This is a genomic window from Flagellimonas sp. B-3 (assembly GCF_056857835.1).
The window spans coordinates 19976-43343 of the sequence record NZ_JBSXNW010000024.1 but is presented as its reverse complement, the minus strand read 5'-3'; the positions used below and the strand labels follow the sequence as shown (position 1 = coordinate 43343).

General features: G+C 42.2%; 19 protein-coding genes. All 19 read left to right on the top strand.

Features of this window, described 5'->3' with window-relative positions; all coding sequences use genetic code 11:
• The first annotated feature begins 85 nt into the window (after nucleotides 1-85).
• The 19 genes from AC13CS_RS12635 to AC13CS_RS12545 all read left to right on the top strand — a co-directional run bounded on the left by AC13CS_RS12635 (nucleotide 86) and on the right by AC13CS_RS12545 (nucleotide 23280).
• Complete coding sequence (locus tag AC13CS_RS12635) at nucleotides 86-2383, top strand: NADP-dependent malic enzyme (RefSeq protein ID WP_293167225.1); 2298 nt, start codon at nucleotides 86-88, stop codon at nucleotides 2381-2383.
• A 23-nt stretch (nucleotides 2384-2406) separates the two neighbouring features.
• Complete coding sequence (gene ruvA, locus AC13CS_RS12630; protein ID WP_293167226.1) at nucleotides 2407-2988, top strand: Holliday junction branch migration protein RuvA; 582 nt, start codon at nucleotides 2407-2409, stop codon at nucleotides 2986-2988.
• A 5-nt stretch (nucleotides 2989-2993) separates the two neighbouring features.
• A complete protein-coding gene (sov, locus tag AC13CS_RS12625) occupies nucleotides 2994-10097 on the top strand; it encodes a T9SS outer membrane translocon Sov/SprA (RefSeq protein WP_482888839.1) in 7104 nt (2367 codons plus the stop codon).
• 266 nt (nucleotides 10098-10363) lie between these two features.
• Nucleotides 10364-10744, top strand: a complete 381-nt coding sequence (gcvH, locus tag AC13CS_RS12620) for a glycine cleavage system protein GcvH (protein WP_293167228.1) — start codon at nucleotides 10364-10366, stop codon at nucleotides 10742-10744.
• A 76-nt stretch (nucleotides 10745-10820) separates the two neighbouring features.
• Nucleotides 10821-11144 carry a VanZ family protein gene (locus tag AC13CS_RS12615; RefSeq protein WP_293167229.1) on the top strand — a complete coding sequence of 108 codons (324 nt, stop codon included), beginning with the start codon at nucleotides 10821-10823 and terminating at the stop codon, nucleotides 11142-11144.
• A 63-nt stretch (nucleotides 11145-11207) separates the two neighbouring features.
• Nucleotides 11208-11912, top strand: coding sequence for an energy transducer TonB (locus AC13CS_RS12610; RefSeq protein ID WP_163625346.1), 705 nt, complete (start codon nucleotides 11208-11210; stop codon nucleotides 11910-11912).
• A 160-nt stretch (nucleotides 11913-12072) separates the two neighbouring features.
• Nucleotides 12073-12975, top strand: coding sequence for a heme o synthase (cyoE, locus tag AC13CS_RS12605; RefSeq protein ID WP_163625345.1), 903 nt, complete (start codon nucleotides 12073-12075; stop codon nucleotides 12973-12975).
• A 1-nt stretch (nucleotide 12976) separates the two neighbouring features.
• Nucleotides 12977-13558 carry a cytochrome c oxidase subunit 3 gene (locus AC13CS_RS12600; RefSeq protein WP_293167230.1) on the top strand — a complete coding sequence of 194 codons (582 nt, stop codon included), beginning with the start codon at nucleotides 12977-12979 and terminating at the stop codon, nucleotides 13556-13558.
• Between the two features lie 92 nt (nucleotides 13559-13650).
• Nucleotides 13651-14625, top strand: coding sequence for a cytochrome c oxidase subunit 3 (locus AC13CS_RS12595; protein WP_293167231.1), 975 nt, complete (start codon nucleotides 13651-13653; stop codon nucleotides 14623-14625).
• A 15-nt stretch (nucleotides 14626-14640) separates the two neighbouring features.
• Nucleotides 14641-15024 carry a cytochrome C oxidase subunit IV family protein gene (locus tag AC13CS_RS12590; protein ID WP_293167232.1) on the top strand — a complete coding sequence of 128 codons (384 nt, stop codon included), beginning with the start codon at nucleotides 14641-14643 and terminating at the stop codon, nucleotides 15022-15024.
• A gap of 71 nt (nucleotides 15025-15095) precedes the next feature.
• Nucleotides 15096-15728: a hypothetical protein gene (locus AC13CS_RS12585; protein ID WP_293167233.1), complete on the top strand. Its 633-nt coding sequence runs from the start codon at nucleotides 15096-15098 to the stop codon at nucleotides 15726-15728.
• Nucleotides 15709-16452 carry an SCO family protein gene (locus AC13CS_RS12580; RefSeq protein WP_293167234.1) on the top strand — a complete coding sequence of 248 codons (744 nt, stop codon included), beginning with the start codon at nucleotides 15709-15711 and terminating at the stop codon, nucleotides 16450-16452. The genes AC13CS_RS12585 and AC13CS_RS12580 overlap by 20 nt, the downstream gene beginning before the upstream one ends.
• Nucleotides 16449-16985: a DUF420 domain-containing protein gene (locus AC13CS_RS12575; RefSeq protein ID WP_293167235.1), complete on the top strand. Its 537-nt coding sequence runs from the start codon at nucleotides 16449-16451 to the stop codon at nucleotides 16983-16985. Before AC13CS_RS12580 ends, AC13CS_RS12575 begins: the two co-directional genes overlap by 4 nt.
• A gap of 7 nt (nucleotides 16986-16992) precedes the next feature.
• Nucleotides 16993-17205, top strand: a complete 213-nt coding sequence (locus AC13CS_RS12570; RefSeq protein ID WP_293167236.1) for a hypothetical protein — start codon at nucleotides 16993-16995, stop codon at nucleotides 17203-17205.
• A 343-nt stretch (nucleotides 17206-17548) separates the two neighbouring features.
• Nucleotides 17549-18250 carry an ABC transporter ATP-binding protein gene (locus tag AC13CS_RS12565; protein ID WP_293167237.1) on the top strand — a complete coding sequence of 234 codons (702 nt, stop codon included), beginning with the start codon at nucleotides 17549-17551 and terminating at the stop codon, nucleotides 18248-18250.
• Entirely contained in the window at nucleotides 18243-19472 is a 1230-nt protein-coding gene (locus tag AC13CS_RS12560) for an ABC transporter permease (protein WP_163625336.1), read from the top strand. The genes AC13CS_RS12565 and AC13CS_RS12560 overlap by 8 nt, the downstream gene beginning before the upstream one ends.
• A gap of 80 nt (nucleotides 19473-19552) precedes the next feature.
• Nucleotides 19553-20731 carry an ABC transporter permease gene (locus AC13CS_RS12555; protein ID WP_482888838.1) on the top strand — a complete coding sequence of 393 codons (1179 nt, stop codon included), beginning with the start codon at nucleotides 19553-19555 and terminating at the stop codon, nucleotides 20729-20731.
• Between the two features lie 38 nt (nucleotides 20732-20769).
• Complete coding sequence (locus AC13CS_RS12550; RefSeq protein ID WP_293167239.1) at nucleotides 20770-21888, top strand: efflux RND transporter periplasmic adaptor subunit; 1119 nt, start codon at nucleotides 20770-20772, stop codon at nucleotides 21886-21888.
• Nucleotides 21889-21930: 42 nt separating this feature from the next.
• A complete protein-coding gene (locus tag AC13CS_RS12545) occupies nucleotides 21931-23280 on the top strand; it encodes a TolC family protein (protein ID WP_293167240.1) in 1350 nt (449 codons plus the stop codon).
• Nucleotides 23281-23368 lie beyond the last annotated feature (88 nt).

Below are 23368 nucleotides of genomic sequence, written 5' to 3'. Positions count from 1 at the left end.
TAAGGCGCCAATAAAAAATTGATTGTTATAGATCTCCCAATAAAACCTTGGAATACCCTAACTTTACCCATTCATTTTCGACAATATGAGCAAGGAAAAACAAAGAAGGGAAGCGTTACTCTACCACGCAAAACCACAACCGGGAAAAATCAAGATTGTACCAACAAAACCCTATGCTACGCAAAGGGACCTGGCATTGGCCTATTCCCCGGGGGTGGCCGAACCTTGTTTGGAAATTGAAAAGAACAAGGACGATGTGTACAAGTACACCGCAAAAGGCAATATTGTTGCCGTGATCTCCAACGGAACTGCAGTTTTGGGCTTGGGAGATATTGGACCGGAAGCCTCTAAACCCGTTATGGAAGGGAAGAGCTTGCTTTTCAAGATTTTTGCCGATATCGATGGGATTGATATTGAACTTGATACCAAGGATGTGGATAGGTTCATTGAAACAGTCAAAACGATTGCCCCAACATTTGGGGGCATCAATTTAGAAGATATCAAGGCTCCCGAAGCATTCGAGATTGAACGTAGGTTGAAAGAAGAACTCGATATTCCCGTAATGCACGACGATCAGCACGGGACCGCGATCATTTCCGCTGCAGCTTTGCTGAATGCCTTGGAGATTGCCGAAAAAAAAATTGAAGAAGTTAAAATTGTAGTAAGCGGAGCGGGAGCGGCGGCGGTTTCCTGTACAAAGCTCTACAAAGCCTTTGGGGCCAGGACAGAGAATATTGTAATGCTGGACAGTAAGGGGGTAATCCGAAGTGATAGGGAAACCCTGAGCGAAGAGAAAAAAGAATTTGCCACCGATCGGAAGATTGACACTTTGGAAGAGGCCATGAAAGATTCCGATGTGTTCATTGGACTTTCCATTGCCGATATTGTTTCTCCAGAAATGCTGAATTCCATGGCCGAAAACCCCATTGTTTTTGCCATGGCAAATCCTAACCCCGAGATTGAGTACGATTTGGCCATGAAGACCAGGGACGACATTATTATGGCCACAGGCCGTTCCGACCACCCTAATCAGGTGAACAATGTGTTGGGCTTTCCTTTTATTTTTAGAGGGGCTTTGGATGTGCGGGCAACCAAAATCAACGAGGAAATGAAAATGGCCGCAGTAAGGGCCTTGGCCGATTTGACCCGTGAACCCGTGCCGGAACAGGTAAATATAGCTTACGATGCCACTAGGTTGACCTTTGGACGTGATTACATCATTCCAAAACCATTTGATCCCCGTTTGATCACCAAAATTCCACCTGCTGTGGCCAAAGCGGCCATGGACAGTGGCGTGGCGAAATTCCCCATACAAGATTGGGCAAAGTATGAAGAGGAACTCTACCAAAGATCGGGTAATGACAACAAAGTTGTCCGGTTGCTTCACAATAGGGCCAAAGTGAATCCAAAACGCATTGTTTTTGCTGAAGCTGAACTTTTGGACGTAATGAAGGCTGCCCAAATTGTGCATGATGAGGGTATAGGTATCCCAATCCTTTTAGGAAATAAGGAAACCATAGAAAATTTAAAGGCGGAACTCGAATTTGATGCTGAAGTCCCCATTATAGATCCTCGCTCCGATGAATTCAGTAAGATGAGGACCAAATATGCCTTAAAACTTTGGGAACTGAGAAAAAGAAAGGGCGAGACCAAGTACAGTGCTCGGGTAAACATGGGCAAACGTAATTATTTTGGCGCCATGATGCTCAAAGAAGGTGATGCTGATGGTATGATTTCCGGTTACTCAAGATCTTACCCTAAAGTGCTTCGTCCTGTTTTTGAAGTATTGGGGCGTGCCAAAAATGTGAAAAATGCCAGTACGGTAAATATTATGATAACGGACAGAGGGCCGCTCTTTTTGGCCGATACCTCCATCAATATTGATCCCAATGCCGAAGAGTTGGCAGAAATTGCCCAAATGACGGCCAATGTAGCCAAGACCTTTGGTTTTAATCCAGTAATGGCATTGCTTTCTTACGCCAACTTTGGCTCATCCAGCCACCCGAATGCACAGAAAGTGAGGGAGGCAGTGAGCATATTGCATGAAAGAAACCCGGATTTGGTGGTTGATGGAGAGATTCAGACCGACTTTGCATTAGATCCCGAGATGAGCAGCAAAAACTTCCCGTTCTCCAAAATATCGGGTAAAAAAGTGAATACGTTGGTTTTTCCTAACTTGGAATCCGCCAATATCACTTACAAATTGTTGAAAGGTCTCAACAATGCCGATTCCATTGGGCCAATTATGGTTGGGCTTACAAGAGCCGCCCATATTTTGCAGTTGGGAGCCAGTGTGGACGAAATGGTGAACATGGCTGCCGTGGCCGTTATAGATGCCCAAGAACGAGAGAAAAGAAAAATAGCGAAAATGCAAGGGGAATGATCAAAAATCAAATCGGTTAAAAAATGATTACCCATTTAAGAGGAAAACTAGTAGAGAAGAATCCAACCTATGTCATTGTGGAGTGCAATGGAGTGGGGTATTTTTTAAACATTTCGTTGCACACCTTTTCCCTGCTTCCGGATGAGGAAAACATATTTATTTATACCGACTTATTGGTAAAGGAAGATTCCCATACCTTGTTCGGATTTGCCGAGCGTGCCGAACGCGAAGTCTTCCGTTTATTGATATCGGTTTCAGGGGTTGGTGCCAGTACTGCGCGTACCATGTTATCCTCGCTTTCACCGTCCGATGTAAGGGATGCCATAGCCAATGGGGATGTACCCACAATCCAGTCTGTAAAAGGGATTGGTGCCAAAACGGCCCAGCGTGTAATCTTGGATTTGAAGGACAAGATTTTAAAAGTCTACGACATAGGCGAAGTTTCACAACAATCAAACAATACAAATAAAGAAGAAGCGTTATCTGCATTAGAGGTTCTTGGTTTTACCAGAAAACAATCCGAAAAGGTAGTGGACAAGGTAGTTTCCCAAGATACTTCGCTAAGCGTAGAGAACATTATTAAACTGGCGCTGAAAAATTTGTAACTAGTTTGAAAAAAGGGGCAAAACCAATACTTAAACCAACACGCTTTAAGTACATATTCTTTGTTGTTTGTTTGCTGTCCATAGCTACAATAATGGGGCAGGAAACCAACGAACAGGCTCAGGATTCTGTAAAAACAGGTGTAGAGCTTGGTCGCCTTATCATGGAAAATCCTGATAGCATTGTTGCAAAATACACCTACGATCCCAAAACCAATACTTACGTTTACAGAGAAAGCATAGGGGATTTTAATGTCAACTACCCCGTAATTCTTACCCCGGAACAATACTACGACCTTGTTGAAAAGGAACAGATGAAATCCTACTTTAAGCAAAAGGCAGATGCCTATGCAGGGAAGAAGGAAGGAAGCGAAGAAGCAAGAAGAAACCTGTTGCCCAACTTTTATGTGAACAGTAACTTTTTTGAGACCATTTTTGGCGGGAACACCATTGAGGTAATCCCACAAGGGTCGGTTGCGATGGATTTGGGGATTTTATGGCAAAAAAATGACAACCCCGCTCTATCTCCCAGGAACAGAACCAATCTTTCATTTGATTTTGACCAACGCATCAGTTTGAGTTTATTGGGAAAAGTGGGTGAGCGTCTTCAGGTAACTGCAAATTATGACACCGAAGCCACATTCGATTTTCAGAATTTGGTAAAACTCGATTATACCCCGACCGAGGATGATATTCTTCAAAAAATTGAAGTGGGTAACGTAAGTATGCCCCTCAACAGTTCTTTGATTACGGGCGCACAGAGTTTGTTCGGGGTAAAAACACAGCTTCAGTTTGGGAAAACAACGGTTACCGCTGTTTTTTCCGAACAACGATCACAAAACAATACTGTAGTTGCCCAAGGTGGGGGTACTGTAAACGAGTTTTCCCTAACCGCATTGGATTACGATGAGGACAGGCACTTTTTCCTGGCCCATTATTTTCGCGATAATTACGATCGTGCATTGGAATTTTATCCCTTTATACAAACGCAAGTTCAAATTACCCGTTTGGAGGTGTGGGTGACCAATCGAAACCAGCAAACACAAAATGTTAGAAATGTTGTAGCCATTCAGGATTTGGGAGAGGGCATATCCGATAATACACGTATTGGGGCCAACAATGGTGACCCAGCAGGGTTTTTTAACCCTTCTGCTGTGGCAAGTGGGCTTCCTCAGAACGGGGCCAATGCCTATGACCCCAATCAAATTGGAAGCGGAGCGCTGACACAGTCCATTAGAGATATCGCTACGGTGGATTCCGGATTCAATATTCCAGGATATACCGTAAACCAAGGTTTTGATTATGCAATTCTTGAAAACGCCAGAAAACTTGAGGCAGGGAGGGATTATGAGTTCGATTCCCAATTGGGATATATCTCCCTAAGTCAGAGTTTGAGCAACGATGAGGTACTGGGAGTAGCTTTTCAGTATACCTACAATGGCGAGGTTTATCAGGTGGGTGAGTTTGCCAACGGCGGGGTTGATGCGACATCGGTTTCGGTCAACACAAGTTTTGTTGAAAATAATTCATTGGTCTTAAAATTACTGAAAAGCAACATTACCAACGTGGAGGACCCAATTTGGGATTTGATGATGAAAAACATCTACTCAACCGGGGCCTATCAATTGAATCAAGAGGATTTTAAGTTGAACATCCTTTATTCCGACCCAACACCACGAAACTATATTACGCCAGTAGACCCCAACGCAGGTTGGCCCTCGGGCTTGGAAGATCAGATATTGCTCAATGTGTTCAATTTAGACCGTTTGAACACCTATAATGATGTACAACCGGGCGGGGATGGGTTTTTTGACTATGTGGAAGGAATCACTGTGGATTCCCAATCCGGACGGATTATTTTCACCAAGGTTGAACCCTTTGGGGAATACCTTTTTGAGAAATTGGGAGGCGGGGTTTACGATGTGGATAACGACCAAGGGTACAACCCCAACCAAAGGCGTTACGTATTCCGCAACATGTACGCAAAAACCAAGGCGGCTTCGTTGCAGAATGCCGAAAAAAACCGTTTTCAGATAAAGGGAAGGTACACCTCCCAATCCAATAATGGTATTCCCATCGGGGCTTTTAATGTGCCACAAGGTTCCGTTACCGTTACCGCAGGGGGGCGTCAATTGCAAGAAGGCATCGATTATACGGTGAACTATCAAGCGGGAACGGTGCAACTTTTGGACCCAAGCTTAGAGGCATCCAATACCCCCATCAATATTTCTGTAGAGAACAATGCCGTATTTGGGCAACAAACACGTCGATTTGCGGGGGTCAATGTAGAACATAAGTTCAACGACAAATTTGTTTTGGGCGGTACCTTGCTCAATTTGAACGAGCGACCCCTTACCCAAAAATCAAATTACGGGATAGAACCTGTTAACAATACTATTTTTGGTCTAAATGGAAACTTCAGTACCGAAATCCCTTTTTTGACAAGACTAGCAAACAAATTGCCAAATATTGATACCGATGTGCCCTCCAATCTCTCGTTGAGGGGCGAAGTGGCCTTTTTGCGACCCAATTCACCAAAAAATGCGGATTTTAGGGGGGAAACCACCACCTACCTGGATGATTTTGAAGGAGCACAGGCCTTGATCGATATCCGTTCCTCTTTGGGATGGACCTTGGCCAGTCCGCCAGTTGAGTATATAGATGATAGAACAGGAATTGATGTAGGCTACGAGCGTGCAAAAATGGCGTGGTATACCATAGACCCTATTTTTTATACGAATCAGAGACCATCAGGATTGTCGGACAACGATATTTCCCTGAACTCCACCCGTAGGGTTTTTATTGATGAGGTATTTACCGAAACCGATATTGCCCAAGGGCAAACGCAGGTGCAAAGCACACTGGATATTGTGTATTACCCAAATGAAAAAGGGCCCTACAATGCCAATCCAAGTTTTGAATCCGAAACCCCAGATGCCAAGTGGGGCGGTATTATGAGACCCTTGAGCAGTACCAACTTTGAGCAATCCAACGTAGAGTTTGTCCAGTTTTGGGTGTTGGATCCCTATATTGATGGAGAAACCACCGATGCCAATGCAGGAGAATTGGTGCTTAATTTAGGCAATATCTCCGAAGATATCCTAAAAGATGGTCGTAAGCAATATGAAAACGGACTTCCCGCAAGCACGAACAACGAAGTGCCAAGGGAAACCGCTTGGGGCCAAGTGCCATCGACCCAATCTTTGGTGTATGCCTTTGATGCCGATGAGGCCAACAGAACAGCTCAAGACCTTGGTCTGGATGGCTACGGTGACGCCCAAGAGGCTGCAATTTATAATGGTCCGGCGGAAGACCCTGCTTTGGATAACTATCAATATTACTTGGATAGGGAAGGTGGCATCTTGGACCGTTATTTTGACTTTAACAATACGCAAGGGAATTCCCCGGTTTCCGTAACAAATACCAATAGAGGTTCCACAACTTTGCCAGATGTGGAAGATATTGACCGGGATTTGACCATGAACACGGTGAACAGCTACTACGAATACCGTATTCAGATAAAGCCCAACACTACCATCGACGACAAATATGTAACGGATATACGCGAAGGACAAACCCCGACACTGCCCAATGGAACACAACTGAACCGTAGGTGGATTCAGTATAAAATACCATTGAGCGATTTTACGGATGCCATAGGTGGCATCTCGGATTTTAGATCCATTAGCTTTATGAGAATGTACCTTACCGGATTTTCGGATGATGTGGTACTGCGTTTTGCAACCTTGGATTTGGTGCGTGGCGATTGGAGAACCTATACCAACTCCTTACAGCCCAATGTGGACAATGATCCTTCGGATGATGCCACGGTAACCGATGTGAATACCGTGAATATTGAAGAAAACTACGGAAGGCAACCCATACCTTATGTATTGCCCCCAGGTGTTGTGCGGGAACAATTGAACAATAACAATACCATTATCCGCCAGAATGAGCAATCCTTGTCCTTTGTTGTGGAAAATTTGGAGTCTCAGGATTCCCGAGGAGTGTTCAAAAATGTAAATGTTGATGTGCGCCAGTACGAACGCCTTAAAATGTTCATGCACGCCGAAAAAATATTCAATACCGATTATTCAGATAGTGATACACCACTGGTCGGTTTCTTGAGGATCGGCACCGATTTCTCCGAAAACTTCTATCAAATAGAGTTACCGCTTCAATTTACCCCATTTGGAGCTTCATCCGCAGATGAAATTTGGCCCGATGTAAACGAAATTGACGTCGCATTGAGCGATTTGGGCAAAGTTAAATCCAAAGGAATATCCGATCAGACCTTGGACGAAATCAAATACTACGAAATTGTGGACGGTGAGGCCGTGCTAGTGGATGAGTTTGCCCCAAGAACCCCGGGCACCGTTCGTATTGGTATTCGTGGTAATCCATCTTTGGGCAGTATTCGTGGCATGATGGTCGGTATTAAAAACATTGATGACATTCCGGCCCGTGGGGAAGTGTGGTTCAATGAGCTTCGCTTGGCAGGTCTTGAAAATAATGGAGGGTGGGCCGCTACCGCTGCTTTGGACGCCAACATGGCCGATTTTGCCAATGTGACGGCAACAGGAAGCCGAAGCACATCGGGCTTTGGTTCCATTGACCAAACTCCTACGGAGCGTTCCTTGGAAGATGCCATTTCTTACGATGTGGTGACCAATGTAAATGTGGGGCAACTGTTTCCAAAGAAATGGAACCTGCAATTGCCGTTCAATTATGGAATATCCGAAACACTCATTACTCCAGAGTTCGACCCCGTTTATGACGACTTAAGATTGGATGATAGGATTGCAGCAGCTTCAACGGCAGAAGAGGCAGAGGATATAGAAGAGCAGGCTGAAGATTATACGAAACGAACCAGTATCAACTTGATCGGTGTACGAAAAAATAGGGGAGAGGAAGCCGAGGAAAACTTCTTCGACGTGGAAAACTTCACTTTTAATTACTCCTATAACGAAACAGATCACAGGGATTTTGAGATTGCGGAACTTCGTGACCAGAATGTTTCCACCGGATTTGTGTACAATCACAACTTTAAACCTGCTCCCGTGGCACCTTTTGCCAAAAAGGATTCCGTGCTCACGGGCAAATATTGGCAATGGTTAAAGGACTTGAACTTTAATGCACTGCCAACAAGTCTTTCCGTAAATGCAAATTACAACCGCTCCTTCAACCAACAACGGTATCGGGATGTGTTGGAACCTGGTGTGGATGCTTTGGAATTACCATTGTTACAACAGCGAAATTATTTGTTCAACTGGCAATATGCCCTCAATTATAGCATTACAAAATCGTTACGGTTGAATTTGACCGCGTCCAACAATAACATTGTCCGTAATTATTTTAATGTGGATGAAAATCCCGATTCCGGTATAAACGATGCGCTTGATCTTTGGGATGGATTTTTTGATATTGGCGAGCCCAACAGGCATGCACAGCAAATGCAATTGAACTACGAGCTGCCATTTAGCAAGATACCCTTCCTCAATTTTATAAATGCACAGTACACCTACACCAGTAATTTTGATTGGCAACGCGGGGGCGATGCATTGCGCGAGGTCGCCAACGAAGACATTAATACCGTACAGAACGCCAGCACCCATAATTTAACGGCCAATATGAGCATGCAGCGTTTTTATGACTTTTTGGGCCTAAAGAAGCGTGATGGCAAAGTAACGGCAAACCAAGCGGCTATCAGAAGGGATAAAGCAGGTAATCCCGCAAATGGTGAAGCTGCCGATGGACCAAGAAAAACAAGTAAGGGTTTTAATACGTTGGTGGATATTGTTACCATGGTAAAACGGTTAAATGTAAATTACAGCGAAAACCGCGGTACCGTACTGCCGGGATATACCCAATCCATTGGATTTATTGGAACCACCCGACCAACTTTGGGTTTTGTGTTCGGAAGTCAGGCCGATGTGCGTTTTGAAGCTGCACGTAACGGATGGTTGACCGATTATCCCGAGTACAGCAGGCAGTTTATGCAAAACACCAACAAGCAATTGAACATTACTGCCACGGCACAGCCCACCCAAGATCTGACCATAGATTTGAGTGCCGATAGAAATTATATGAGTTCCTCCCAAGAAAGTTACAGTCCAGAAGAATGGATGAATGGACAGAATGGACTGATCAATGAAATGGGCAACTTTAGTATTTCCACTGTAATGATCGGAACAGTCTTCAATAAAAGTGATGAGTTCGATTCCGAGACTTTTGAGCAATTCAAACAAAATAGAATAACCATCGCCAACAGATTGGTATCCGATAGGGGCGAGAGCCCAGGAGAATTGGATGAGGATGGTTTCCCCGAACGTTATGGTAAAACACAACAGGAAGTATTGCTTCCCGCATTCTTCGCAGCCTACACCGGACAGGATGTGGAACGTGTAAATATGGATGCCTTCCGTGATATCCCAATCCCCAACTGGAATATTAAGTACACAGGTTTGATGAAAAATAGGTGGTTCAAGAAGAAATTCAAGCGTTTCTCCTTGAGTCATGGGTATCGTGCCGCCTATAGTGTGAACTCATTCCAGACCAACTTGGAACGTCAGAATACCACATTCGACCCAGAAAATGGGGATTTGTTACCCAAAACCCTCATTAATAATGTTGTTTTGACTGATGAGTTCAGTCCGTTGATGCGGGTGGATTTTGAAATGCAGAACTCCTTTAGCTTTTTGGCCGAGGTGCGGACCAGTAGAACCTTGTCCTTGAGTTTTGACAACAATTTGCTGACGGAAATCAATGGGAACGAATATACCCTAGGGCTTGGATATCGCTTCAAGGATGTGAAATTTGTGACCAACATTGGGGGAGAGAAAACACGTTTGAAAGGAGACTTGAACCTAAAAGCGGACCTTTCACTTCGTGATAACATTACCATAATCCGTAATTTGGATATCGACAATAACCAAATTACCTCGGGGCAAAAATTAATGTCCATCAAGTTCACGGCCGATTATGCCCTGAGCAAAAGTTTGAACGCGCTGTTCTTCTATGATCATTCCTTCTCGGAGTTTGCGGTTTCCACGGCATTTCCACAAACAACCATCAATGCGGGCTTTACGTTGCGGTACAACTTTGGGAACTAATAAATGAACTCGTCTTGAGTTCCCAATATTTGCTGCAAATTTTTCTTTTGCACCTATATTTCTTCTTTTTCTCGCCCCGTAGCTCTGCTATGCAGCTCAAAAAAGCTTTCATCTGGGCACAAAACCTTAAATTTTCGCTTGAATTTGAAAACTTAAGACGAGTTCAATAAGGTTATCCGATTTTCTTTCATTTTGTCGCAAAGTTTCTTTGAAAAGCTTTCCGCAATCTGTTACATTTGTCCATCGACTAATTCAAATATATAGTAATGAACATACCATCAGAATTAAAATATACAAAAGACCATGAATGGGTCAAAATAGATGGAGATATCGCTACCGTAGGCATTACGGATTTTGCCCAAAGCGAGCTAGGGGATATCGTTTACGTTGAAGTGGAAACTTTGGACGAAACATTGGATAAAGAAGAAGTTTTTGGAACGGTTGAAGCAGTAAAGACCGTTTCTGACTTGTTTTTGCCCTTGAGTGGAGAGATTATTGAGTTTAATGAAGCTTTGGAAGACGAGCCCGAGAAAGTAAACTCCGACCCCTATGGTGATGGATGGATGGTGAAAATTAAACTAAGCGAGCCCTCTGAGGTGGAAGGCCTTATGAGTGCCGACGACTACAAGGCGTTGATAGGTGCTTAAGAAAAATATATATACCTTATTATTTGTAAGCTGGGTAATCGTTATTACGATACTCAGCTTATTTTCTTTTTCGGATATGGACTTGGATACAGGTAACCTAAACATTCCCTATGCCGATAAAATCACACATTTTATATTTTATATGGTGTTCGGATTTGTAGGTTGTTTGAGTTTTCGGGAAAGAACCAAGGGAAGCCTTGGATTGAGCAAAACCACAAAAATTGTTGTTGGCTTGGCAATTGTATATGGTATAGTTATTGAGGTATTACAATATATGGTCACAACCGATAGAATGGCCGAAATTGGCGATGTTTTGGCCAATACATTGGGCGCATTTGCAGGAATTGGGCTTATTGTGTGGTTTTTTTCTAAGAAAAACCCGTTAAAATGGAAATTTTAATTGTTTATTTAACCAATTAATAATTAAATTAGCAAACACTAAATTTAGAAAAGGAGAAAAAGGATGGAACCAAAAAAGAACCCGAAAGCAGACGTAGGAAGAAACAGTACGCTATATTTTGTTATAGGATTGGCCGCTGTTTTGGCATTGGTCTACGGTGCCATGGAGTGGAAAAAATATGATAAGGTCAATGACTACGACATTTCTATGAATGTTGAAGATCAATTGGACGAAGAAGTGCCAATGACCGAGCAAATCAAAACTCCGCCACCGCCACCGCCACCTGCTGCCCCCGAAGTAATCGAGGTTGTAGAAGATGAAGAAGAGGTGGAAGAGACCGTTATCGAGTCTACCGAAACTAGCCAAGAAGAAGAGGTAATCGAAATCGAGGAAGTTGAAGTGGAAGAGGTGGAAGAGGATATTTCCGTTCCCTTTGCCGTAATTGAAGATGTTCCTGTTTTCCCAGGCTGTGAAAATGCCAGTGATAAAAAAGCATGTTTCCAAGAAATGATGCAGAAGCACATCCGTAAAAACTTCCGTTACCCAGAAATTGCCCAAGAAATGGGAGTTCAAGGTAGGGTTAGCGTAATTTTCGTTATCCAGAAAGATGGAAGTATCGGAAACATTAGAATGCGCGGACCGGATAAAAACTTAGAAGCTGAGGCAATGAGAATTATCCAAAAACTGCCTAAAATGACTCCTGGAAAGCAAAGAGGTAGACCCGTAAAAGTACCTTTCAGTATTCCAATTACATTTAAACTACAGTAATAAGAGTTATATAATTCCTGTCGAGGCAGGAATGGAAAAGCCCGAATGATAATTTCATTCGGGCTTTTTTTATGGATTTAACTCCAAGAATCATAAAACTTTAGCTTTGGTTGCAAAAGATACGTACTGGCGTTATCTTTGCCAGCCAATAAAGATGTGGATGAAATCTGCCGTAGGTTCCGTAAAAAATAATACTTTTTCCTTATTATTTTCCGATTTTAAGGAGATTACCAAGGCCAAACTGGCCATTAGTGTGGTTTTCTCTTCCATCGCGGGGTATTTTCTAGGCGCATACCAGATTGATGTAGTTTCCCTTTTATTATTAATGTTCGGGGGCTATTGTATGGTAGGGGCATCAAACGCATACAATCAAATCATAGAAAAAGATTTGGACGCTTTAATGAAGCGTACCAGAAACAGACCCATCCCATCAGGGAGAATGTCCGTGAGAACCGCATTGATCATTGCCGTAGTCTTGACGGTCTTGGGGGTGTTGGCATTATTTGCCCTAAGCCCAAAAACGGCCATGTTCGGGGCCATATCCATATTTTTGTACACCAGTGTGTATACACCATTAAAAACCAAATCGCCACTTTCAGTATTTGTGGGGGCTTTTCCTGGGGCGATTCCTTTTATGTTGGGGTGGGTAGCGGCAACCGATGATTTTGGCATTGAACCAGGAACGTTGTTCATGATCCAGTTTTTTTGGCAGTTTCCCCACTTTTGGGCACTTGGCTGGATGCTGGACGAAGATTACAAACAGGCAGGGTTTAAAATGTTGCCTACAGGCAAAAAGGACAAGGGAACAGCAATACAAATCATTCTGTATACCATTTGGATGATCGTTATCTCCATAATCCCCGTATTTGGTTTTACAGGAAGATTACATCTTTCCATTCCAGCAGCCGTAATTGTACTGCTGTCCGGATTGGTCATGTTGTTCTTCGCCTTCAAATTATACGAAAACAGGGACAATCCTTCAGCAAGGAAATTGATGTTGGCCAGTGTCACCTATATATCATTGATTCAAATAGTGTACGTAATAGATAAGTTTATAAACTAAAATGGATTTAACCCAAGGAACAGCGAAAGAAAAGAACAGGCGGGCAAAAAAAATGATGCTCTGGTTCGGTATTGTGAGTTTGATTATGGGCTTTGCCGGTTGGACCAGTGCCTACATTGTAAGTAGCAAACGGGAAGATTGGGTAAGCGATTTGGAGCTGCCCAGTGCATTTTTCATCAGTACCGCCATGATTATCTTGAGCAGTATCACCTATTTGTTGGCCAAAAAAGCCGTAGCCAAAAACAATCAAAAGAACGGGACAATATTTTTGCTCATCACATTGGTGCTCGGGATAACATTTATATCCTTACAATTTGTAGGATTTTCCCAAATGTTGGAAGATGGCTATTATTTTACAGGTCCCACGAGCAACATAAAAATGTCCTACGTCTTTTTGTTGGCAGCGGTGCACATTGCCCACGTCGTGGCAGGATTAATATCACTTTCGGTGGTTTTGGTGCAACAACTCAGAAGTAAATATACCCCGGAGAACATGTTGGGGATGGAATTAGGGGCCACTTTTTGGCATTTTCTGGATTTTATTTGGGTATATCTAATTCTATTTATGTATTTCGTGAAATAAATTTTGTTTGGAGCAGTTTTCAATCAAGTTTGTCTTTTACAATACATCAAAAAATGTAAATTTGTGAAAGTTTTAATAAAACGACCTTTTATATGGATGCAACGGTAAGTACCGGTACAGAAGACAGCGTTTGGGGAGGTGGAAATAAACCCCTCGGCGCTAGCTATGGAAAAATGATGATGTGGTTTTTTATCATGTCGGATGCCTTGACCTTTTCTGGTTTTTTGGTGGCATACGGTTTCTCAAGATTTAAGTTTATAGAGCTATGGCCAATTGCCGATGAGGTATTTACCCACGTGCCTTTTTTCCATGGAAACTACCCCATGTACTATGTGGCCTTTATGACCTTTATTTTGATTATGTCTTCCGTGACCATGGTATTGGCTGTGGATGCAGGTCATAAAATGAAACAGAAAAGCGTTATCCTTTACATGTTCCTTACCATTATCGGTGGTGCCATCTTTGTTGGCTCACAAGCTTGGGAATGGGCAACTTTTATAAAGGGTGATTACGGAGCGGTAGAAACAAACTCGGGAAGAATTCTTCAGTTTGTGAATGCCGAAACAGGTGAAAGAGCAGCTTTGGCCGACTTTGCCGAAACCCTACCGGAAGAAAGAATAAAGCACCAAGCAAACCAAGGAATTTGGTTTGAGAGCGAAGGTTACAAAACATCCTATTCTCTAAATGAAGTTGTGGAAGGTTTCAAGGCAACACCAAATATCTTGATCCGTACCGAACAATTGAATGAAGAGGGAGAAAAGACCCTTTTGGACAGAAAAGAATCTTTGGCCAAAATATTGGAAGCCAATCAAGTGGTAGAAGGTGCCAACCTTGTCCACAACGAATACGGTCATAGACTGTTCGCGGATTTCTTCTTCTTTATCACAGGATTCCATGGATTCCACGTATTCTCGGGTGTAGTAATCAACATCATCATATTCTTTAATGTGATTTTGGGCACATACCAACGCAGGGGCCATTACGAAATGGTGGAGAAAGTTGGGCTGTACTGGCACTTTGTGGATTTGGTATGGGTATTCGTATTTACATTCTTTTATTTGGTATAAAAACATTGATTTTAAATGGCACACGAACATAAACTTGAGATTTTTAGAGGACTTTTAAAATTTAAGTCGAACACCCAAAAAATTTGGGGAGTGCTTATCTTCCTCACAATAGTTACCACTATTGAAGTTGCTTTGGGTATTGTTAAACCAAGATTTTTGACCCACGGCTACTTTTTGGGGATGAAATTGCTCAATTGGATTTTTATCATCCTAACTTTGGTGAAAGCCTATTACATTGCGTGGGACTTTATGCACCTTAGGGACGAAAAAACACCATTAAGAAGGGTAATTGTATGGACCCCCGTATTCCTAATATGTTATTTAATATTCATTCTGCTGTTCGAAGCAGATTACATTTATAATGTGTATACCGAGGGATTCGTAACCTGGGACTTCTAAGAAAGTATTTAACAAAATTAAAAGACGGTTTTCCAACCGTCTTTTTTTATTTTTGTACGGTTGAAAACACTATGAAAAAGAAAATCGTATTAGCAAGCCTTTTTATACTCCCTGTCGTGGTCTATTTGTTTTTTGCATCGGGGGTAAACAATTTTGGACGTTTGCCAATCCTTACCGAAAAAATATCAGATGTTTCCCAAATGGATCCCAACGTTCAGTTTAAAGACAAGATCACCATTCTCGGTTTTTTGGGAAACAATGTGGAAAAAATGCAAGGGAATGCTTTCAATCTAAATCAAAAGATTTACAAAAGATTTGGAGAATTCAACGATTTTCAAATGATCATGGTCGTTCCCCAAGGCAATGAAGAGCAAGTGGGGGAGTTGAAGAATGAATTGGGGAAATTGTCCAACGTGGATAAATGGCACTTTGCCTTTGGTGCCGAAGACGAAATCAAGTCACTTTTTGAATCATTGCAAACCAATGTTGATTTGGGCGATGATTTGGCTACACCCAATGTTTTTATAGTTGACAAAGACCTAAGCCTACGCGGACGGACCGACGATGAAGATGAAGGCGTCAAATATGGTTTTGATACTTCTTCCGTTGCAGAACTGAACAATAAAATGGTGGACGATGTCAAGATTATCTTGGCAGAATACCGTCTGGCCCTAAAAAAGAATAATGCCGACAGGAGCAAATAATAAAAAGAAGTACACCTACATTTGGGTATCCGCAATCATCTTGATTTTTGGGATTTTTGCCGTGTACGAAATTACAAAACGTGTAAAAGGGGGCACAGTCGTGGAAAACGACCGTATGAGTGTTCCAAACAAAAATACCAAAGTGGGTTTTGTGGTAAACCAGGGAGAAAAACGCAGAGTTCCCGACTTTTCATTTTACAATCAGGATAGCGTATTAGTTACCAACGAAGATTATTTGGGGAAGGTTTATGTGGTGGAATTCTTCTTTACCACCTGTCCTACCATTTGCCCTGTAATGACCAAGAACTTGGTAGAACTACAGGAAACCTTTAAAGGAGATGAGGATTTTGGGGTGGCATCCTTTACCATTAACCCACGGTACGATACACCATCTGTGCTTACCAAGTATGCCAAAAAATATGGGATTACGGATAAGGATTGGCACTTGTTGACAGGTGATCAGGACAAGATCTATCAATTGGCACAAGAAGGATTTTACATCTTTGCCAACGAAGACCAAGATGCCCCGGGCGGATTTGAGCATTCCGGTATGTTCGCATTGGTTGATAAAAATGGATATATTCGTTCGCGTAAAGATGAGTTTGGCAACCCGCTAATCTATTATCGCGGTACCATTACAGAAGAGCAAGGAGTAAACTCAGACGGGGAAACCCAACAGATTACGATATTAAAAGAGGACATTAAAAAACTATTGGCAGAATGACCGATGAAATTTCTTTAAAGGAAAAACGGTATAATAGATTGATAACCGTAATTTCCATTGCAATACCTTTAGTGGTTGCCGTATTGTTTAGGTACAAGATCCCAAATGCAAAACCATTATCTTTTTTGCCGCCGATCTATGCGGGAATCAATGGTTTAACCTCTATATTGCTTATTGTTGCATTTATAGCCATTAAAAATGGCAGACAATTGATACACCGTAGGTTGATGACGACCAATATTGTGCTTTCAGCATTGTTTCTGATTATGTATGTAGCCTATCATATGACCTCTGAAACGACTGTTTTTGGTGGAGAAGGACCCATTAAATTTGTTTATTACTTTATTTTGATGACGCACATTGTCTTGTCCATATCGGTAATTCCTTTGGTGTTGATCACATATTCAAAAGTGTATTTGGACGATTTTGAAAGTCATAGGCAATGGGCAAAATATACCTTCCCAATATGGCTATATGTTGCGGTTACCGGAGTTCTGGTCTATGTGATGATTTCACCCTATTATCAATATTGATTTTTCCATGAAAACAAAATTGCTGTTAATTCTACTTGTTATATTGGTTTTCCCAACTGTGTCGGAAGCCCAGTGTGCTATGTGCCGTGCAGTTGTAGAAAGTGAATCCGATGGAAAAACTGCAGAGGCGATCAATAACGGAATTGTTTACCTAATGGCCGTGCCCTATGTACTGGTGGCTGGCCTTTTCTACTTCATTTATAGAAAAATGAGAAGCTAAAATAGCTTTTCTGCACAAGTTTTACCTTACACTGTATATTTAGTAAGTTTGATTGTCTTATTGATAGACGCTTGCGTGACTCATTAATCAAAATAGCCGACCTTGTTCGACCTGGAACAGTGGCCAAAATATTTGGCACCTCAATAAAGAATCAACTACATTTTTTTAAGCGTACTATCTGTTGTCACGGGCATCTCTATTTGGGTAATGCTACCTGGGTTTTGCCAAGGAATGGGTGATTAAATCCGTCGTTAGGAAAAAAAAGTAAAAAATCTTGTAACAATTTAACAACATTACTGTCTTACTTGCAGAGGTAAACGTAAGATAGCTAACATCATCAATCATGATTGAAATCAAAGATCTTCATAAATCCTATAAGATGGGGAGTAATTCCCTCCATGTTTTAAAGGGGATAAATTTTAAAGTAAAAGAAGGGGAGCTTGTGGCCATTATGGGGTCTTCGGGATCTGGAAAATCCACATTGTTGAACATTTTGGGAATGTTGGACGGAGCGGATTCCGGTGAGTATACCTTGGATGGTGTGCCGATTAAAAACCTGAGCGAAACCAAGGCTGCCCAATATAGGAACAAATTCTTGGGATTCATCTTTCAATCCTTCAACTTGATCAATTATAAAAGTGCCTTGGAGAATGTGGCCCTTCCGCTCTATTATCAAAAAGTGCCCAGAAAGGAGCGCCAAGAAAAGGCCATGAAGTATTTGGAGCGAGTTGGCTTAAAACCATGGGCGGACCACTTGCCCAGTGAACTTTCCGGAGGTCAAAAGCAAAGGGTGGCCATTGCGCGAGCCATGGCTGCAGAACCCAAAGTGCTTTTGGCGGATGAGCCAACGGGTGCCTTGGACAGTACAACTTCTTATGAGGTCATGGACCTTATCCAAAAAATCAACGATGACGGCAATACCATATTAGTGGTTACCCACGAGGAAGATATAGCCCACATGTGCAAACGTATAGTACACCTTAAGGATGGTGTTATCGTAGAAGATAAAAAAGTCGAACAAGTAAGAGCAGAACAGTATGTTTGATCGAGACGTTTGGCAGGAAATATTCAATACGATCAAAACCAATAAGCTGAGAACTTTTTTGACAGGTTTCTCCGTGGGGTGGGCCATCTTTATTTTGGTAATGTTGCTCGCTTCGGTAAACGGTATGCAGAATGGTTTTGTTGGTCAGTTCAACGATGATGCCACCAACTCTATATTTGTTCGCCCAGGAACTACATCCAAAGCATATGGTGGTTTTGAAGCTGGCAGACGTATTCAATTAAAAAATGATGATTTAGAATATATCAAGCAGAGCTTTTCTAAAGATATTGAATACATAAGTGCCCGATATTATGCCAACGCAGCGGCAAGGTATAAAGACGAAACAGGCTCATATTCCGTGCAGGCAACCCATCCCGATCATCAGGCCATAGAAAAAACCTTGGTTGTTGCCGGTAGGTATATTAATGAGGCAGATATTGTCAATAAGGCCAAAGTAGCAGTAATCGGCAGAAAAGTGGCCGAAGATCTGTTCAAAAAAGAAGACCCTCTTGGAAAGTTTATAGAGTTCAATGGTTTACCCTTTAGGGTAATCGGGATTTTTACCGATGATGGCGATGACAATGCGGAAAGAAGAATTTATGCGCCAGTGAGTACCTATCAACGCATTTATGGCAATACCAACGAAATTGCCAGTATTGCCTTGACCTATAATCCCAATTATGATTTGACAGAGGCATTGGCATTTTCCGAAAGATTGGAAATGTTGATGAAAAGACGCCACAAAATCGCTCCGGACGATCAAGCAGGCCTTAATGTTTGGAACTATGCAGAAGCCTTTGAAAATATCAGCAGTTTTACATCGGTTTTAAAAGGAATCGGTATCGGAGTTGGTTTTTTGATCCTCGTTGCAGGAATCGTTGGTATCGGAAATATTATGGTATTTACGATCAAGGAAAGAACAAAAGAAATCGGGGTGCGGAAAGCACTTGGAGCAAGACCACGTCAAATAATAAACTTGGTATTGTTGGAATCCGTTTTTATTACCGCCATTTCTGGTTTTGTGGGATTGTTGTTTGCTTGGATGATTTTGGCAGCGGTAGGCCCCATGATAGAAACACCTGCCTTTAGCAACCCCTCTGTAAATCTTTCCACCGTGGTTACGGCCACCATTATTTTGATAATTGCAGGAGTATTGGCAGGGCTATTACCGGCCATGAAAGCTGCAAATGTTAAACCCATTGTTGCACTAAGTGATATATAGTTATGTGGTTATTTGATAAGGATTTGTGGATAGAAATTTTTCATACGCTGAGCAAGAATATGTTCAGGACCTTCCTAACTATGTTGGGTGTAATTTTCGCCATGATCATCTTGGTGCTCTTATTGGGGTCGGCCAATGGAATGAACAATGGTTTCAATAAAATTTTTGCAGGAACAGCCTCGAACAGCTTGTTTGTTTGGGGACAATCAACCTCCGAACCCTACAAAGGTTTTGAACGTGGGCGAAGAATCCGTTACAAGCTCGAAGATGCGGACATTTTAAAAAGACAGATTCCGGAGATTGAGGTGCTGGCACCACGAATTGAGCTGGCCAGTCACAGAGGAACCGTAACCGTTTACAGAAATGGACAGACAAGTGGTTCTGCAGTGTACGGAGACTTTCCGGAAATAGACAACATCACCAAAAAGAAACTGGTGGAAGGCAGGTTCTTGAACCAGACCGATATTGAACATTCCAAAAAAGTATGTGTTATTGGCGAAGAAACCTATAAACTTCTATTTGATAAAGGGGATAATGCCATAGGCGAGGATATCCGTATCAACGGTGTATATTTTAGTGTGGTGGGAATTTATAAACCCAACAACAACATTAATATTGATGGGGAAAATGCAGTATTTATACCCTTTTCCACTTTTCAAAAAGCCTTTAATTCTGGCGATAGGATGGGATGGATGGCCATTGCCGTCGAAGAGAATACACCAGTGCCCTTTGTAGAAAGTCAGATCAAGAGCATTTTAAAGGCCAAGTATGATATCCACCCCGATGACGAGCGTGCCATAGGAAGCTTCGATATGTCGGAGATATTCAATAACATCACGGCATTTACAACGGTCCTAAAAGGATTTTCCTTTTTTGTGGGAATCTTCACATTACTGGCGGGCGTGATAGCCATTAGTAATATTCTGCTGATCACGGTAAAGGAGCGTACACAAGAGATAGGAGTGCGTAGGGCCTTGGGTGCAACCCCGGTCATCGTAAAACGTCAAATTGTTGTGGAAGCCATTGTTTTAACAGCATTTGCAGGTTTGGTAGGATTTGCGGTTGCAGTAGGAATATTATCCATTTTGGATGCCATGTTTGGCAGCGGGGAGAATTTCCCTTTTGTGCAGCCCATGATCAGCATCCCACAGTTTATCATATCATTTATTTTAATGGTAGGGCTGAGTGTGCTCATAGGCCTATTGCCAGCCAACCGGGCCGTAAAAATTAAGCCCATAGACGCACTAAGAGAAGAATAATCATCAATACAATTAAATAACGAATCAAATAAGCAAGAATGAACAAGTATGTAAAATACGGATTGATAGGGGTAGTGGTCATTGGTATTTTGGCCGCCGTTGTCTACTTTTTAAAGCAGAACAGTACTCCTGTAGAGCTGTATAAAACCGAAACAGCAGAACGAAAGGACATCGTAAATAAAGTAATCGTTACCGGAAAGGTGATACCTGAGGATGAAATCAACATCAAACCTCAAATTTCCGGGATTATAGACAAAATCCTATTGGAAGAAGGAGCCAAGGTAAAGTCCGGTGACCTTATCGCAGTAATAAAAGTGGTTCCCAACGAGCAATCCGTGAACCAAGCCGCAGGAAGGGTCCGCAATGCAGAATTGGCCCTTAACAATGCCAAAATAGAGTACGATAGAAACAAAACGCTGTTTGACAAAGGTGTTATCTCCAGTCAGGACTTTAACAACTTAAAGTTGACCTATGACCAGGCATTGCAAGAATTAAAAAATGCCCAGGCCGATTATCAGATTATCAGAAAAGGCTCCGCGGGAGGTTCCGCCAGTGCAAACACCAACATTAGGGCAACTGTTTCCGGAACTATTCTTGAGATTCCTGTAAAAGAAGGAGATCAGGTGATCCAAAGCAACAACTTTAACGAAGGGACCACCATAGCCACCATCGCCGATATGTCCAAAATGATTTTTGAAGGTGAAGTGGACGAGGCCGAGGTTGGAAAGTTAAGTGTGGGAATGCCATTGGAAATAAGCCTTGGAGCCTTGGAGGAGCAAAAATTCGATGCCAAATTAAAATTCATTGCACCTAAAGGGGTGGAAGAAGAAGGTGCTGTTCAGTTTAAGATTGAAGGTGATTTGGATGTAAAGGAAACCGATAGCACCTCGTATGTGCGGGCCGGGTACAGTGCAAATGCTTCCATTGTTTTGGAAGAGAAAAAGGATGTGTTGGCCATAAAAGAAGCTTTGCTTCAGTTTGATAAGGAGACCGAAAAACCATACGTGGAAGTACAGACAGGCGAAAACGAATTCGAACGCAAAGATCTTGAATTGGGGGTTAGTGATGGTATAGACGTAGAAATTGTTTCAGGCATTGGCGAAGATGATAAGATCAAAGTCTGGAACAAGCTCGAGAAGAAATCTGAAGAGGATTAATCCATGCTGACCATCATTTTACAAACCAAAATCAAAAAACGAATGAAAAATAGCATAACGTTACTACTATTATTGTTCGCCGTTACCTTGACCAGTGCACAAGTACGTCAATGGACGCTTCAGGAGTGTGTGGAATACGCGGTGGAGAACAATTTGACCGTAGAACAATTTGAACTAGATCTGGAAAACGCTAAAATAGATAAGTCCGATGCCATAGGAAACATGCTTCCTAGTTTAAATGGATCAACATCGGTATCGAGTAATACAGGTTTCTCCATTAACCCAACAAACAACCTGCCTACAAACAGCACGGCAAATAACATGAACATTGGTGTTAGCTCCAATGTAACCCTTTTTGATGGCTTGAGGAACATGCACCAATTGAACAGGGCAAAAATGAATGCCATTGCCAACCAATATCGTTTGGATAATTTAAAGGACGATATTCGTTTAAATGTGGCCAATGCCTATTTACAGGTACTTTCCAACAAGGAGCAATTAAAAACCTTTAAAGCGCAATACGCCGTTACGGAACAAGACTTGAAAAGGACCAAGGAGCTGGTGGAATCTGGAGTTGTGCCAAGGGGGGATCTTTTGGAGATTGAGGCAACCGCTGCCAATCAAGAACAGCAGATTGTGAACGGTGAAAGCAATGTTTTGATCGCTCGTGTTAATTTGGCACAATTGCTACAGATAACCGATTACGAAAACTTTGATATTGCAGAAGAGGAGTTCGAAATTCCGCCTTCGGATATCCTTAAAAACTCTCCAAAGGTAATTTTTGATAAGGCCTTGGGTTTTAGAAACGATATTAAATTCTCCGAATCCAATGTGGATTTGGCCGAACAGGACCTTAAGATTGCCAAAGGTGCTTATTTGCCGACCTTGTCTGCATTTTTCCAGTACGGTACAAGATATTCCGATGTGACCCAAATACCTGACGGTGATGGAATTCCCTACACGCCGAACCTAACGGACCAGTTATGGATTTTTGATGGTATAAGTTACGGGGCACAATTGAACATACCCATATTTAACGGATGGAGCACTCGTAACAACGTGATGCGATCTAAGATCAGTCTGGAAAAAGCAAAATTGCAATTTAAACAGGATAAGCTGGACTTGGAAAACACTATCCAACAGGCCTATGTGGATGTAAGTACTTTTGAAAAGGCTTATATCGCAGCAGAAAAAACTTTGGAAGCCAGACGTTTGGCCTACGAATATGCCAAAGAGCGTTTTGATGTTGGATTAATGAACGCTTTTGACTTTAGTCAAGCACAGTCCAGAGTGGAAAATGCCCAAGCCGATGTGATCCGCACCAAGTACGATTATATCTTCCGGTTGAAAATATTGGAGTTCTACTTCGGGTTGCCCATTTCATTAAACTAACTCGTAGTGCATTTTGATAAAAATTCGTCATTTCGAGTGGTTTTTGGTGGTTGAGCGAAGTCGAAACCAAAGAAAATTGTATCGAGAA

Excerpts from the sequence above, each read along its gene's own strand:
- AC13CS_RS12565 (WP_293167237.1), top strand. The coding sequence starts at position 17,549 with ATGATTGAAATCAAAGATCTTCATAAATCCTATAAGATGGGGAGTAAT.
- AC13CS_RS12635 (WP_293167225.1), top strand. The coding sequence starts at position 86 with ATGAGCAAGGAAAAACAAAGAAGGGAAGCGTTACTCTACCACGCAAAA.
- AC13CS_RS12570 (WP_293167236.1), top strand. The coding sequence starts at position 16,993 with ATGAAAACAAAATTGCTGTTAATTCTACTTGTTATATTGGTTTTCCCA.
- AC13CS_RS12550 (WP_293167239.1), top strand. The coding sequence starts at position 20,770 with ATGAACAAGTATGTAAAATACGGATTGATAGGGGTAGTGGTCATTGGT.
- gcvH (WP_293167228.1), top strand. The coding sequence starts at position 10,364 with ATGAACATACCATCAGAATTAAAATATACAAAAGACCATGAATGGGTC.
- AC13CS_RS12590 (WP_293167232.1), top strand. The coding sequence starts at position 14,641 with ATGGCACACGAACATAAACTTGAGATTTTTAGAGGACTTTTAAAATTT.
- AC13CS_RS12580 (WP_293167234.1), top strand. The coding sequence starts at position 15,709 with ATGCCGACAGGAGCAAATAATAAAAAGAAGTACACCTACATTTGGGTA.
- AC13CS_RS12555 (WP_482888838.1), top strand. The coding sequence starts at position 19,553 with ATGTTGGGTGTAATTTTCGCCATGATCATCTTGGTGCTCTTATTGGGG.
- AC13CS_RS12595 (WP_293167231.1), top strand. The coding sequence starts at position 13,651 with ATGGATGCAACGGTAAGTACCGGTACAGAAGACAGCGTTTGGGGAGGT.
- AC13CS_RS12575 (WP_293167235.1), top strand. The coding sequence starts at position 16,449 with ATGACCGATGAAATTTCTTTAAAGGAAAAACGGTATAATAGATTGATA.
- AC13CS_RS12610 (WP_163625346.1), top strand. The coding sequence starts at position 11,208 with ATGGAACCAAAAAAGAACCCGAAAGCAGACGTAGGAAGAAACAGTACG.
- AC13CS_RS12545 (WP_293167240.1), top strand. The coding sequence starts at position 21,931 with ATGAAAAATAGCATAACGTTACTACTATTATTGTTCGCCGTTACCTTG.
- AC13CS_RS12615 (WP_293167229.1), top strand. The coding sequence starts at position 10,821 with ATGGACTTGGATACAGGTAACCTAAACATTCCCTATGCCGATAAAATC.
- ruvA (WP_293167226.1), top strand. The coding sequence starts at position 2,407 with ATGATTACCCATTTAAGAGGAAAACTAGTAGAGAAGAATCCAACCTAT.
- AC13CS_RS12560 (WP_163625336.1), top strand. The coding sequence starts at position 18,243 with ATGTTTGATCGAGACGTTTGGCAGGAAATATTCAATACGATCAAAACC.
- AC13CS_RS12585 (WP_293167233.1), top strand. The coding sequence starts at position 15,096 with ATGAAAAAGAAAATCGTATTAGCAAGCCTTTTTATACTCCCTGTCGTG.
- AC13CS_RS12600 (WP_293167230.1), top strand. The coding sequence starts at position 12,977 with ATGGATTTAACCCAAGGAACAGCGAAAGAAAAGAACAGGCGGGCAAAA.
- cyoE (WP_163625345.1), top strand. The coding sequence starts at position 12,073 with ATGAAATCTGCCGTAGGTTCCGTAAAAAATAATACTTTTTCCTTATTA.